Source organism: Bradyrhizobium sp. AUGA SZCCT0169 (genome assembly GCF_018130085.1).
In the GTDB taxonomy this organism is placed as follows: Bacteria; Pseudomonadota; Alphaproteobacteria; order Rhizobiales; family Xanthobacteraceae; genus Bradyrhizobium.
Genome location: NZ_JAFCMC010000004.1, coordinates 1 through 14,016, shown reverse-complemented (window position 1 = coordinate 14,016; position 14,016 = coordinate 1). Strand labels below are relative to the sequence as shown.

The 14,016-nt window shown below is 63.5% G+C and carries 11 protein-coding genes and 1 pseudogene; 5 read left to right on the top strand and 7 right to left on the bottom strand.

Features of this window, described 5'->3' with window-relative positions:
* The first annotated feature begins 307 nt into the window (after positions 1-307).
* Entirely contained in the window at positions 308-613 is a 306-nt protein-coding gene (locus JQ609_RS05690; protein ID WP_212272330.1) for a DUF1330 domain-containing protein, read from the top strand.
* Between the two features lie 76 nt (positions 614-689).
* On the opposite strand, the gene JQ609_RS05685 is transcribed toward JQ609_RS05690, so the two are convergent.
* Entirely contained in the window at positions 690-1,673 is a 984-nt protein-coding gene (locus tag JQ609_RS05685; RefSeq protein ID WP_212272328.1) for a tripartite tricarboxylate transporter substrate binding protein, read from the bottom strand.
* 257 nt (positions 1,674-1,930) lie between these two features.
* Here JQ609_RS05685 and JQ609_RS05680 point away from each other — a divergent pair, with 257 nt between their 5' ends.
* Together JQ609_RS05680 and JQ609_RS05675 are read left to right on the top strand one after the other, a co-directional pair.
* Complete coding sequence (locus JQ609_RS05680; protein ID WP_212272325.1) at positions 1,931-3,118, top strand: CaiB/BaiF CoA-transferase family protein; 1,188 nt, start codon at positions 1,931-1,933, stop codon at positions 3,116-3,118.
* 124 nt (positions 3,119-3,242) lie between these two features.
* Positions 3,243-4,271 carry a transglycosylase SLT domain-containing protein gene (locus JQ609_RS05675; RefSeq protein ID WP_212272323.1) on the top strand — a complete coding sequence of 343 codons (1,029 nt, stop codon included), beginning with the start codon at positions 3,243-3,245 and terminating at the stop codon, positions 4,269-4,271.
* 294 nt (positions 4,272-4,565) lie between these two features.
* Here JQ609_RS05675 and JQ609_RS34905 read toward each other — a convergent pair.
* Positions 4,566-4,706: pseudogene (locus tag JQ609_RS34905) on the bottom strand (caspase family protein); the annotation flags it as partial.
* Between the two features lie 261 nt (positions 4,707-4,967).
* Here JQ609_RS34905 and JQ609_RS05665 point away from each other — a divergent pair.
* Positions 4,968-6,134 (top strand): DUF2336 domain-containing protein, encoded by a 1,167-nt coding sequence (locus JQ609_RS05665; RefSeq protein WP_212272322.1) that lies wholly within the window; start codon positions 4,968-4,970, stop codon positions 6,132-6,134.
* 106 nt (positions 6,135-6,240) lie between these two features.
* On the opposite strand, the gene JQ609_RS05660 is transcribed toward JQ609_RS05665, so the two are convergent.
* The 5 genes from JQ609_RS05660 to JQ609_RS05640 form a co-directional block, all read right to left on the bottom strand.
* On the bottom strand, positions 6,241-6,819 hold the full coding sequence (locus JQ609_RS05660) for an Hpt domain-containing protein (protein WP_212204932.1): 579 nt from the start codon (positions 6,817-6,819) through the stop codon (positions 6,241-6,243).
* A 25-nt stretch (positions 6,820-6,844) separates the two neighbouring features.
* Positions 6,845-7,390 carry a response regulator gene (locus JQ609_RS05655; protein ID WP_212036134.1) on the bottom strand — a complete coding sequence of 182 codons (546 nt, stop codon included), beginning with the start codon at positions 7,388-7,390 and terminating at the stop codon, positions 6,845-6,847.
* Positions 7,391-7,670: 280 nt separating this feature from the next.
* A complete protein-coding gene (locus JQ609_RS05650) occupies positions 7,671-8,450 on the bottom strand; it encodes an NAD kinase (RefSeq protein WP_212204934.1) in 780 nt (259 codons plus the stop codon).
* A 122-nt stretch (positions 8,451-8,572) separates the two neighbouring features.
* The gene (locus tag JQ609_RS05645; RefSeq protein WP_409411167.1) at positions 8,573-10,726 is read right to left on the bottom strand and encodes an adenylate/guanylate cyclase domain-containing protein; all 2,154 of its coding nucleotides are present in this window, start codon (positions 10,724-10,726) and stop codon (positions 8,573-8,575) included.
* A gap of 25 nt (positions 10,727-10,751) precedes the next feature.
* Positions 10,752-11,414 carry a hypothetical protein gene (locus JQ609_RS05640; RefSeq protein WP_212204936.1) on the bottom strand — a complete coding sequence of 221 codons (663 nt, stop codon included), beginning with the start codon at positions 11,412-11,414 and terminating at the stop codon, positions 10,752-10,754.
* Between the two features lie 320 nt (positions 11,415-11,734).
* On the opposite strand from JQ609_RS05640, the gene JQ609_RS05635 reads away from it, so the two are divergent.
* Positions 11,735-13,330, top strand: coding sequence for a S10 family serine carboxypeptidase-like protein (locus JQ609_RS05635; protein ID WP_212272320.1), 1,596 nt, complete (start codon positions 11,735-11,737; stop codon positions 13,328-13,330).
* Positions 13,331-14,016: the final 686 nt, after the last annotated feature.

Genomic DNA, 14,016 nt, shown 5'->3' with positions numbered 1-14,016 from the left:
CGTCGGCGCGCGCTAGTGCGCAGCTCGATATCAAGAGCAGCCATATTAAGTACTCACGCATCCAACATTCATAGCAGGCCACTGCGAATTGTGGAATGTCCGGTTCGGGTCATCAACGGACATAACCGCCCCGAAATTCGATTTCCGAACTTCGTCCGTAACCGGACTCAAGTCGGACTCGGATCATGTCCGCTTCGTGCCCCAGAGCGGACATGGGGCGTCAAGAGATCCGATCGTCCCGGTGATCGATCTTGAAAGTAACGAGGAACTGCCTTGAAATGCCGCGCTACTGCTAATGGAGGGCGATATGCCAAAGGGCTACTGGGTTGTATTCGCGGATGTAACCGATGCTGAAGGCTACAAGGGATACATATCAGCGAACGCCAAGGCGCTGGCCAAGTATGGCGCACGTTTCCTTGCGCGCGGCGGCAAGGTCAAACCAAAAGAGGGCAAACCTAGGTCCCGCGTGGTAGTCGTGGAATTTCCGACCTACAGCGCGGCATTGGACTGCTACAGATCGCCCGAGTATGTCGCCGCGATGAAGGAACGCGAAGGCCGGTCAGTTTGGGATATGGTGATTACCGAAGGCTACGAAGGACCCCAGCCTACATGAACTGTGCTCATGTCCGCTGTTGGTGCCCGAAGCGGACACGACAGGCGCTCAGGCGGTCTCGTCGACCAGTCGGCAATTACTCCGATGGCTTGACGCCAAGGTCGCGCAGGATACCGAGCATCACATCACTGTCGCGCTTGAAAATGCGAGCCGTCGTTTCGAGATTGGCTGGGGAACTCAGCAGAAAGTTGTTCAGCATCTGCTGGACCTTGGAGTCGGATCCGGCCTGGATCAATAGCTCCGAGATCCGCTGGACGATATCCTGCGGTGTGCCGGTTGGTACGGCAAAAGTGGTGAATGCGCGAAGGTCGTAGAAGTCGCCGACGGCGCCCTGTTCAGTCATTGTAGGCGTGTCCGGATAGGGTGGCAGGCGGCTGCCTACCACGCCGATCAGGTTTCCGGTTCCCGCCTGTATGACGGGGGCTGCCGCGGCATAGCTTCCTGCGGCGCCATCCAGCGTCTGTCCCGCGATGTCATTCCACATCGGCGCCTCGCCGCGGTATTGGACGACCTGAAATTGAATGCCGTATTGCTTCGCCATTGTCGCTATGAGGACGTGCGGCGTCGAACCCACGCCGTACGATCCCCAGTTCAGGCTGCCGACTTTTTTTCCATATTCAATGAACTCTCGAAGATTTTTTGCTCCCGTCTTCTTCGCCGCCACCACCGGACCCCCGGCGCCGCTGACCATCGTCAGATAAATGAAGTCTCTCTCGGGATCGTAGGGAAGGTCCTTCACCGTAAGCCGGTTCTGGATGAGTGACGAGGAGATCGTGCACAGGATGGTGGTGCCGTCCGGTTCTGCGCGTTTCGCTTCCGACACGCCAATGACGCCGCCTGCGCCGGCCTTGTTTTCGATGATGACCGTCTTTCCCACCTGCCGCGCCAGATAGTCACCGAAGGCCCGCGCGATGCCATCCGTCTGGCCGCCCGCCGGATACGGCACGAGAATACGAATCTGGCGTGCGGGCCACGCGGTTTGCGCCTCGGTCTTCACGGACGGGGCGCACAATATCGCCGCCGAACCAGTCACGAACGTTCGCCGCGTCAGCTTTTTCATTTTCCTGCCCTGTTGTTTTCTTTTCTATCGTTCGAATGCGAAGACTAAGCGGGGTTGAGAAGTAGCTCAGAACTCCCCGCTTTGGCCTGGCGGCCGAGTATAGCGGCGATGTAAATCAAGCGAAGGTCGTGGATGTCGCACTGATATTCCGCACCGTGGATTGTGTCTGCTTAGAATCAAAAGTTGACGTACCGGCTGGCCGCCTTGTCGCGGAAATCATTCCCTGTAATCTGGCGCAAACATAAGGGAAAAGTTCGATGAGGGGAGTTCTGGAGGGCGTGCGCGTCCTGGATTTCGGTCGCTATATCGCGGGACCGTATTGCGCGACACTGCTGGCCGAGTTTGGCGCCGAGGTCATTCGCGTGGAGAAGCGTGACGGCAGCGAAGATCGGTTTGTGGCACCGGTCGGCGAAGGTGGCGAAGGCGCACTGTTTCTGCAGATCAACCGAAACAAGAAGTGCATCACGCTCAATCCGATGAAGCCGGAGGGGCAGGAGGTGATGCGTCGGCTGGTTACAACTGCGGACGTGGTCGTCGCCAACCTGCCGCCGCAGACGCTGCGCGCGATGAAGCTCGATTACGATTCATTGAAAGCGATCAAGTCCGACATCATCCTTACGACGGCAACTGCATTCGGCGGGCCGGGGCCTTGGTCCGACCGCGTCGGCTTCGACGGTGTCGGGCAGGTCATGTCGGGTTCGGTATACATGACCGGCGCCGGCGACCCGCCTTACCGGGCCGCGGTGAATTGGGTCGATTTCGGAACCGCGCTGCACTGTGCGTTCGGCACGCTTGCCGCTCTGATCGAGCGCGGTAAATCCGGGCGCGGGCAGATCGTCGAGGGCGCGTTGCTTGCAACCGCGTTGTCGTTCACCAACGCAACGTTGATCGAGCAGGCCGTGATCAAGGCCAATCGCGTTCCGACCGGCAATCTCGGCCAGACCGCTGCGCCGGCCGACATTTACCGCACCCGGGACGGCTGGGTGCTGTGCCAGGTCACCGGTCATCCGCTGTTCATCCGCTGGGCAAGGTTGATGGGCGAAGAGGACCAGTGGCTAAGCGATCCGCGCTTTGCGGACGACATCAAGCGCGGCGACAACGGCGCTGTCATCAGCGAACGGATGGCGCGCTGGTGCGCCGAGCGCACCACGCAGGAAGCCGTCGACACGCTGGGGGATGCGATGATTCCGGCAGGACCGGTGCTCAGCCCGCAACAGGCGCTGGATCATCCGCATATCCGCGCCGCCGGCTTCATGCAGGACGTCGATTATCCGGGCCTGCCGGTGCCCGCACCGGTCGTACGGGCTGCCGTCCGGCTGTCGGAAACGCCGGGGGAAATCGCGGCGCGCCCGCCGATGCTTGGCGAGCATACCGATCTGGTCCTGGCCGAGCTCGGCTATGACCCGGCGGCAATTGCGGCGCTTCGACAAGGCGGTGTCATTTAGCGGATAGGTCGCCTTAACCTCCCATTAACCATAACTGTTCCAGTGTGGCGCCGTATTGGGCGCTGATTGCGATTTTCGCTTTAGGCCGCGCGGTCGTTTCGCGGGGAGCGGGGCACCAGGAAACATGTCGGTCGACACATTGAACGCCACGGCAGGTGTCGATCCCACGCGCACGAAGATCGCGGGCTCGATCAAGCAGGCCGCCTCGACCACCGGTGCGAGCTTCGAATACCTGCTCACCACCGCCAAGATGGAATCCAACTTCAACCCGAAGGCGGCGGCGACTACCTCGTCGGCACGCGGGCTGTTTCAGTTCATCGACCAGACCTGGCTCGGCACCGTCAAGGAAGCCGGCAGCCAGTTCGGCTACGGCAAATATGCCGACGCCATCACCAGGAATCCGTCCGGCAGCTATTCGGTCAGCGACCCGACCGCGCGTGCCGCGATCATGAAGCTGCGCGACGATCCGCAAGCCGCTTCGTCGATGGCGGGGGTGCTGACCCAGTCGAACAGCTTCAAGCTCACCGGCAAGATCGGCCGCCGCCCGAGCGACGCCGAACTCTATATGGCGCATTTCATGGGCGTCGGCGGCGCGGGAAAACTGATCTCGAGCGCCGAGGACAATCCGCGGGCTTCCGCGGTGCAGATGTTTCCGGCCGCCGCCGAGGCCAACCGCTCGATCTTCTACGATCGTTCGGGCCGCGGCCGCAGTGTCTCCGAAGTCTATTCGGTGCTGAACTCGCGCTACGCCAGCGCGGCCAGTTCGCCGGCCACCCGCACCGCGATGGCGGCGGTCGGCGGTGACCTGCCGCGTCGCATCACCGTCGCGAGCGCCTCGCAAGCGATGCCGGCTGCGCCTGCGATCGATAACGCGGCCTACCTGTCGAGCTTCCCGGATTCGCGCAGCGTGGCGCCGGTCGCCGCGACCTCGCAGACCGCATCAGCGCAGCCCGAGCCGATCTTCCGCTCGCTGTTCCAGGCCGGCGCACGCAGCGAACCGATTTCGCCGGCGGTGCAGGAATTGTGGGGCAGGGGTTCTTCGCTGACGACGGTGGCGTCAGCGACACCGTCGATATCGGGACAGAAGCCGGAAGTCCGCGCGCCCGGCCGGCTTGATCTGTTCAGCGATCGCAACGGCACGTTCAGCAGCTAAGGCTGCTCAGCACACAGACCGCTGAGCTACCTCTGCGCCGACAGCGCCTTGCCCTGCTCATAAAATATCTTGCCGCCATCGGGGCTAAACCTGATGCCGTATTCGAACGACGCGGTGCCTGAGGACTTCTTGCCGTTCGATGGATTGGAATGGCTGAATTCCAGCGCGCCGCTGATCTGGCAAACTGATCGCGTGGAGTCGCACGAAGTTCGTATCGTATCCATCAACAGCCGGTACGATCGGTTCGGCCAGTTCTTGACGTATCTCTCCTTGTCCTTGCGGCGCATTGGCCTAAATCGGCACCAGATAATTGACATTGCGGACCTGCACGCCGTGGCCGGCGTAATAGAACAGCGCGACATCGGCGCCGGTGAGCTCGTTACCAAAAGTCTGGATCGCGCGATCGAACGCCGACTTGTCGAGATCGATTTGCGCCTACGAGGGAGTAGTTAGGCAAGGATTGGCGCCTGGTGTCGAGATGGTTCGCATCAAGAGAACGCGGCACCCGGGCGGTTTCGACGGTAGCGCCAGCGGTGCCGATCATCTACAGTCCGGCCGCGCGCGCGAGTTCCCTTAACGAAACGTCAATAATCCCAAACGTTTATGGTGAACCCTTTGTTAAGCGTCATGGTTTATTTTCTATGACAGTGGCACCGCGTCACGGTGTCGTTTCGGGTTGCGTAGGCCGGCTAGACCATGATCGTTCGGCAGTTCATCAGTTGGATACGTACCGCTCCGGCAGGCGAGCGGGCAGAGGCGACGCGGTCTTTGGCGCGGGCCTGGTTGATTTCCGATCTCACCGAGGACGACCGCGCCGCCGCTGAAGGCGCGCTGCTGATGCTGCTCGACGATCCATCCCCGCTGGTACGCCAGGCGATGTCGCAGGTGTTTTCGCGCAGCGCCGAAGCGCCCGCCGCGATCGTGCAGGCGCTCGCGCTCGACCAGGCTTCAATCGCGCTGCCGGTGCTCGAACATTCCCCGCTACTGATCGACGCCGACCTCGTCGACATCGTCGCGACCGGCAACAGCGACACGCAATGCGCGATCGCCCGCCGGGTCAATCTGCCGCCATCGGTATCCGCCGCGATCGCCGAAGTCGGCTCGCCGGCCGCCGCCCTCGAGCTGATCGAGAACGCCTATGCGGAGCTGGCGCCTTTTTCCTGGGACCGCATCGTCGAGCGTCACGGCCATCTCGCCGCGATACGTGAATCGATGCTGGTGCTGGAGGGACTGCCCTCCGCCACGCGCATGGCGCTGGTCGCCAAGCTGTCCGACACGCTGGCGCAATTCGTCGTCGCGAAAAACTGGCTGAGCCCGGACCGGGCAGGGCGGCTCGCCAGCGAAGCGCGCGAGCGTTCGACCGTGAACATCGCGGCGCGTTCGCGCGGCGAGGACATGCAGGGCCTGGTGCAGCATCTGCGCGCCACCGGCCAGCTCACCGCGGGCCTGATCCTGCGCGCGCTATTGTCAGGTAATCTCGAACTGTTCGACGCATCATTGGCCGAACTGTCCGGCCTGCCGCATGCCCGCGTCACCGCGCTGCTGCACGATCGCGGCGGCGCCAGCGTGCAGGCGCTGCTGATCCGCGCGGGCCTGCCGGAATCCACCTTCGCCGCCTTCCGGATCGCACTCGAGGTCTGCCACGAGACCGGCTTTGTCGACACGCCAGGTGGTGCGGCGCGCCTGCGCCGCCGCATGGTCGAGCGCGTGCTGACCCATTGCGAGACCGACCGCAAGGCCGCCGAACCGCTCTTGATCCTGCTGCGCCGTTTTGCGACGGAATCGGCGCGCGAGGAAGCCCGCATGTTCTGCGACGAGCTCGTTGCCGAGGACGCGATCACGCACGATCTGATTGCGGCGTAGGCTGCGCCTCACCGTCATGGCGAGGAGCGTAAGCGACGAAGCAATCCATCTTTCCGCGTATGCGGCCCGATGGATTGCTTCGCTTCGCTCGTAATGACGGGAAGCCTCACTCCACCGGAATAATGCTCGGCGCCAAAATCGCTTCGAGATGCTCGGGCCGGTCGCGGTTGGCGTGGGTCAAGAATTCGTCGGCGATGCCGCGCAGCGAACGGCTGAGCACGCCGGCGGTGGCGGCGGTGTCGAGCTTGGTGCGCTCGCGGACGATGGCCTGAATGGCGTTGATGTGATGCCGAATGAGATCCGACGGCACCTGGTCGAGATCGGGCGCGTGTTCGATGATGCGGCACAGGCTCTCGGCAGCGGCGCCCGCGGAAGGAAAGCCGAATGTCGCAGCATCCCCCTTGATGTCGTGGGCGGCGCGAAACAGTTCTTCGCGGGCGTCGTCGGTGAAGCCGCTGCGCAGGATGGCGGCGTGCGCGGCGGAAAGCCGGTCGGCCTCGATCGTCATCCAGTTCTTGAATTCACCCGACAGCCCGGCCAGCGCTTTCTCGGCACGTCCGACCGGATCGTCGAGGTCGGATTCGGGAACGCGCAGCAGCACCTTGCGCAAGGGATTTGGCTGCGTGATCACGTGGTGATCGGCGAAGCTCGTGACCTCCAGCTTCCCGGGTTTTTCCTTCGCCATGACGGTTCCTTAGCGGTTTCGCGCGTTAGACGCTGGATCGCGCCTTGTCGAGCAGCGACGGCTGCTGCATCACTTCCATCTCGCCGCCGATGCGGCGCTCGGGGCCGATATAGGCATTGTTGGTGTTGCGCCGGCGGTCCGGTCCGAAATAGGTCTTGGTCTTGATGAACGGCCGCGGGTTGGCGACGACGTTGAGGATGCGCTGATAAAGCCCCTTCGCCGAGATCGGCTTGGCCAGGAATTCGGTGACGCCGGCGTCGCGCGCGACCGTCACGCGGCGCTTGTCGGAATGGCCGGTCAGCATGATGATCGGCGCGTAGGGGTTGCCCTTGGAGTCCGGCTGCCGGATCATCTGTGCCAGTTCGAGTCCGTCGAAGATCGGCATCGCCCAGTCGGTGATGACGATATCGGGGACGTAATGGGTGTACATTTCGAGCGCGGTGGCGCCGTCCTCGGATTCATAAGCCTCGCGCGCGCCGAACGAGTGCAGCAGCGTCCGCAGGATGCGGCGCATATGCGGGTTGTCGTCGCAAATCAGAAACCGCAGCTTGTTGAAGTCGATGCGATACATGGTCCGGCCCTAAAGCGCATACCGGGCAACACGGTACACCCGGCGTTAACCATATCGCGGGGCCGGTTAACGAATGGTTGCGAAAGGGGGCGGCGGGGGATCTGGCGGCAGCTTAGTCACCGCTCTATCAGCACGTCGTCCCGGCCTTGAGCCGGGACCCATAGCCACCGAACGTTGTTGTTGCGGAAGGCGTGAGCCACCTCGCTTCAACCGATAGCACAACGCGGTATGGGTCCCCCGATGCGCAATTGCGCATCTGTGCTCAAGGCCGGGACGACAGCTAATGCCCGAACTGCTCGCGCAGGATGCGCTCTTCCAGGCTGTGGCCGGGGTCGAACAGCATGCGCATCGAGATCGACTTGTCGGACAGCACCTCGACGCGGCGGACGTCGCGCACTTCGTCATGGTCGGCCACGGCTGCGACCGGACGCTTGCCGCCCTCGAGCACTTCGATGACCACGAAGGCGGTATTGGGGAGCAGGGCGCCGCGCCAGCGCCGCGGCCGGAACGCGCTGATCGGGGTCAGCGCCAGCAGCGCCGCATTGATGGGGAGGATCGGTCCCTGCGCCGAGAGGTTATAGGCGGTGGAGCCGGCCGGCGTCGCCACCAGAATGCCGTCGGCGATCAGTTCGGCCATGCGTTCGTGCTCGTCGATCAGGATGCGCACATGCGCGGCCTGATAGGTCTGGCGAAACAGGTACACTTCATTGATGGCGTGATGCAGATGCACCTGATCGTGAATATCGGTCGCGCGCATCAACAGCGGGTTGATCAGCGACTCGCGCGCCGCGGCCAGCCGCGCATGCAGATCGTGCGTGGAGAATTCATTCATCAGAAAACCGACGGTGCCACGATGCATGCCGTAGATCGGCTTGCCGGTCCGCATGTACCGGTGCAGCGTTTCCAGCATCAATCCGTCGCCGCCGATCGCCACCAGGATATTGGCCGTATCCGGGTCGTGATTGCCATAAAGGCTGACCAACTCCGCCAGTGCCGCCTGCGCCTCGGCGGAAGCGCTCGCAACGAAGGCGATGCGGTCATATCGCTTGGGGCTGGCCATCGGATTACGGGCTCATGGTGGCGCCGGATTGCGCCGCGCTCGTCTATACACCTTGGCGGCGCTTGTCGAGATGGAAGGGCGCCACGCCCGGGATGGTAACCTGAACCGAAGGGCCGGAGCGGTTATTTCTCCTGCAGGGTTCGGATCGGGTCCCAATCCTTGTCAGGCGGATTTTCAGCCAACTCCCGGGCGCGCTGCCTGAACAGCGCTGCCGGCCGGTCGATCTCAGCCGAACGCTCGAAGCATGTTGCGGCAAGCTCGAATTCCCGGGCCCGCCAATGCGCAAGTCCGTCGGCGTAATGGGCGATCAGCGCCTGCCGGGATGCGCCAAGCCCGGTCGAGAGCGCCAGCAGTTCGTAGATTTTCAGCGCCTGGTTGCGTCCCTTGACTCTGATAGCGTCGAGTTCGCGCCAGGCGAAAGCGTCGCCGGCAAGGGCAACCGTCGTCTCCGAAGCGATGACGGTCGTGCCGTAGAATTTGTTAGCCCCCTCCAGCCGCGAGGCGAGGTTCACCGCATCGCTCATGACCGAGTAATTGAAGCGGCGCCGCGATCCGAAATTGCCGACCAGCGCCTCGCCGGAATTGATGCCGATCCGCTGCGCCAGTCTGTGTTCGTGAAAGAGCGCCGAGGAAGCGTTGAGCTCGGCCAACCTTGTGCAGCAGTCCAGCGCGGCGCGCGCCGCATTGGCGGCATGGTCGGGATCGTCGGCCGGCGCGCCAAACACGGCCACGACGGAGTCGCCGATATATTTGTCGACATAGCCGCCATGGCTTTCGATGACGTCGGTCATCGCGGAGAGATATTCGTTCATCAGCTCCATCAGGCTGTCCGGCGACATCTTTTCGGCGATCAGCGAAAACCCTTCGATGTCGGAGAAGAACACCGTCACCTCGCGGGTCTCGCCGCCGAGCTCCGGCAGTTTGTTCGACGACAGCATCCGGTTGATGACGTGCGGGGCAAGGTACAGCGCAAAGCTCTTTTGCAGCAGGCGGCGATCCTTGTCGGCGACGACAAAGCGGAAACCGATCGTCGAGGCCAGCGCCAACAGGCTGGCGAGCAACGGCTCGGCGACCGGGAGCGCCAGCGCGTGGTTGAAGGCGAGGGTGGCGCCGGCGATGCCGGCCACGACCATGACCGCCCAGGCCGTCGCCGCGACGAGCGGTCTGAGCTGCCACGCGGCAATGGCGGCCAGCGCCGCGAATACAGCCGCGATCAGGAAGCGCGACAGCGGCCCCGGTTCAACCACTGCATTGCGCGAGATCAGGTTGTTGACCGCGGTGGCGTGGATATAGACGCCGGCGATCGTGCTGGTCCTGAAGGCGGCGGAGACCGGCGTGCTCCCCTCCGCGCAGCGCGGCGTGCGCGCGCCCTCGATGCCGGTTGCAAAGCGCTTCGACGTCATGCGCCGGTCCTCGATATCGAGAACGGTGCCGAAGATGACGACCTTGCCGTCGAACCAGCGCCGAAAATAGTCCTTGTCGTCCTTGACCGCGCAGTTGCGCAGGTCGGCGAACGAGAACGTCGGAATGTCGGCCGCGCCGCCCTCGAAATTCAGCGTCAGCGTATTCGGCACCCGGCCCGGGATCCGGTAACCACCGAGTGTCATCCGGCCATTCTTGTCGAATTCGGGAGCCGCGCCCATCGCGCGCGCCGCCAGCTCGACCGCCATCGAAGGCACCTTCGCGCCGTTGATGGGGAACGTCAGCGGCATGCGCCGCACCACGTCGTCATGGTCGGTATGAACGTTGAGGGGGCGGATGTTCTGCTGCTGCCGCACCGCGATGCGCTGTCCGGCCGAGGGCCTGACCGGCTGGTTGCCGCCGAGCGTTTCCCCCAGCACCACCTTGCCATTGACTGTCGCGCCGGCCAGCGCGCGCAGGAAATCGCGGTCGAAGCCGCGCACCCTCGTGCCCAGCATGTTCTCGCCGAACGGGATCTCCGACTGCTCGATCGATGTCGGGATCACCACGTCGAAGCCGGCGACCTTGGCGCCGCCTTCCAGGGTCGCGGTCAGCACGCGGCCGATCTCCCCGGTCCAGGTCAGCATCGGCGAGCCCTTGAACGGGGCGGTGCGCAGGCTTTCCTCGTCCATCGCGATGACGACCGTCGGAGAGGCCGCCGGATCCTGCCTGCGGCCAAACACCTCCCAGCGCAGCGCCGTGAGGATATCGAGCGAGAGCCCGCGGATCGGCCTGACCGCCGGAGAAACCGAGGCCGCCGCGCAGACCAGCGCGATGGCGGCGATCACCATCTGGTTGCGCGTGCTGCGCCTGATTCTCAAGCGCGGAGGTCCGGCACGACTATTCCAGCCGCAGCAGCCGGCCGACGATCGGCGTCGCGCCGGGCTTTGCCTGCGCGTCGACCCGGAACACGATTTCCGACGATTTGAACGAGGCGGCGTAGAGACCGCCGGGGACCAGGGCGACGTTCTCGCCGGCGAAATCGACGAACTTGCCCTTGAGCTGGGTGCCGCCGAGCGCGATCTGGTGACGCTCGCCGGCGAGGTCGAGCCGGCGCACCACCAGCGTGCCGCGGCCCTTGGCCTGCACGAACGGTGAGGCGCCGTAGATCGTCAGCTGCGGCTCGGGCAGCGAAGCGGTTTTGGCGCTGCGGAGCAGGGTGGCGGCGACGGCGCTGGTGTCCTTGGTGGTGGCGTTGGCCTGGTTGGAATCGCAGTTCGTCTTCTCTGCCTTGAGGACGGCTTGATCGACCATGCTCTCCTCGTTGCCGACGACAACGGTGCCGGCGCCGCTGATGGTCTCGCGCCGGCAGGACTTCAAATAGCTGAGCACGACGGAGCCGCCGTCGGCGATCTTGATGACGGACCTGGCCGTCACATAGTCCATGAATTCGGCGCCGGTCACCTTGCCCTTGATGTCCTCGACCACCGCAACCGGTGAATCCGCCGCGGCGGGAGAAGCCAGCGTCAGCAGGCCGAGGCAGGCAACAATCGCACGTTTCATTTTGGTCCCCATTGGAAAGCGCAGGTTCTTTAGTCTCGCCAGCGCCAAAATGGTTTCATGGATGAATCAAAATAATTGGCCGGGTCCGCGGGCGGAACCGACCGATATCACCTAACGGTTGGCGAGGACAACCATGGCGATGCGGCGGATCAAGCCCCATGCGGATTGCTTTCACGCAATACTGTCGGGATTGTGATGCCAGCGGGTTTCGTCCTGTTGTAGCACAGCTCTTCTGTCGCCATCCCAGGCTGAAATCCGCGGCGCAACCGCGCGGCGCAGGGAGCAAGTGGCCGGGAGCAAGTGAGAGGGAGCTGGACGTCATGGCTTTTCGCTTCACCGCGCGGCGTCATATGCAACTCGCCATCACGCTTGTCATGCTGTCTTGCGTGGCCGGCGTGCGCGCCCAGGACGCAAGCCCGACGGCCGCGCAGCAACAACCCGCCGCGACGCCGACGCCGGGGCCAACGCTCCCGCCGCAACCGCCGCAGGGACAGAAGGGCGGCGGACGGCGCGGCGACGCCGCCACGCCGCAACCGGTTTCCGATCAGCACCGGCTACCGCCGGATTCCACCACCAAACAGACGCTGGCGCTGCCCGGGCGCACGCTGGCTTTCACCGCGACCGCAGGTTCGATCCGGCTGTTCGACGAAAAAGGCGAGCCGCAGGCCGACATCGCCTACACCTCCTACCAGCTCGACGGCACCGATCGCGGCACGCGGCCAGTCACGTTCCTGTTCAATGGCGGGCCGGGCGCATCATCGGCGTGGCTGCAGTTCGGCACTGCCGGACCGTGGCGGCTGTCGATTACAGGAGATGGCGCGATTGCTTCCGCTTCGCCCGAGCTTGTGCCCAATGCCGAGACCTGGCTCGACTTTACTGATTTGGTCTTCATCGATCCCGTGAGCACCGGCTATAGCCGCTTCGTCGCGACGGGTGAGGACGCGCGCAAGCGGTTCTTCAGCCTGGATGGCGACGTCAGTTCGATCGCGCTGGTGATCCGGCGCTGGCTCGAAAAATACGACCGGCTGCTGTCGCCGAAATATGTCACCGGCGAAAGCTATGGCGGCATCCGCGGCCCGAAGATCGTCCGCAACCTGCAGACCCAGCAGGGCGTCGGCGTGCGCGGGCTGATCCTCGTCTCTCCCTTGCTCGACTACCGCGAATTTTCCGGCTCCAGCCAGCTCCAATATGTCCACCGGCTTCCCACCATGGCCGCGGTGGCGCGCGAAGCGAAGGGTCCGGTGAAATGGGCCGATCTCGCCGATGTTGAACGCTACGCGCGCAGCGAATTTGTCAGCGACCTGCTCAAGGGGCAGGCGGACACCGAGGCCACCAACCGGCTCGCCGACAAGGTCGCGTCGTTGACCGGCATCGATCAGGCCGTGAGCCGCCGGCTTGCCGGACGCTTCGAGGTCGGCGAATTCCGCCGGGAGTTCGACCGCCGCAACGGCCGGGTGACCGGACGCTATGACGCGTCGGTGTCGGGCTTCGATCCCTATCCGGATTCGGACTCCTCGCACTTCGGCGATCCGTCCGGGGATTCGCTGATGGCGCCCCTGACCAGCGCCGCCGTCGATCTCACCACGCGCAAGCTGAACTGGCGGCCGGACGGCTCGTACCATCTGCTCAACGGCAGCGTCCTCAGTTCCTGGGATTTCGGCCGCGGACCTGCCGAGTCGGTTTCCCAATTGCGGCAGATTCTCGCGCTCGACCCGAAGATGAAATTGCTGGTCGGGCACGGCCTGTTCGATCTCGCCACGCCGTATTTTGCCTCGAAGATCATCCTCGACGGGTTGCCGGCCTTCGCCAGTCCGAACCGTGTCAAACTCGTGGTCTATCCCGGCGGCCACATGTTCTATTCACGCGATGCGGCACGGCAGGCGTTTCGCAGCGAGGTGCAGGCGGTGATGAAGTGAGGGGACCTTCGCCACTTGCCGTCATTGCGAGGAGCGAAAGCGACGACTTGTCCGCCGTAGCTCGAAGAGCGAAGGAGGAAGCAATCCATGGGCCGGCTTGGCGCGGTATGGATTGCTTCGCTTCGTTCGCAATGACGCCTGTGCGTCACCATAATTCTTCTTGAGAGACCGAGTGGACAATCCGCACGAAGCGTGAGTCCCCGATCTTGATCGGCGCATTTTAGTACCTACATGCACTGTGCGGCGGCGCCTCGCGCTGTCGCTGCCCTCTTTTGGGGCGTTTCCTCCCTAGACTTGGGCCGCTTGTTCATTCAAGCGGCCCTTTTTTCGTTTATGCATGGGTATGCGACAAAACAACCCGACGGGCAAATCACTTCCGATTTACGGAAACCGTGTCAAGTAGAAAAATTCTGCAAATCAAAAATATTTCTGTTGTCGGCCGACCCAAATCAGTGCGCATCTATCGCCATCCCGTCCTGGTCAGAAGGGCGTCGGCCGTCGTCACGGACGTTGGACGGGTTGCGGTGGACGCTGGTTTACGCTGAGACGACGGCGTGGATAAGCGTACGGCAAAACCGTGTGGTCCTGGCGCCCGTTGCAGGCGTCAAGCTGTCGGAGAAGCGCAAGCGGGAACGGCAGCGACGGAGTCAACCAAGAACTCGTCTCCGGGGAGATCACGGCATAAG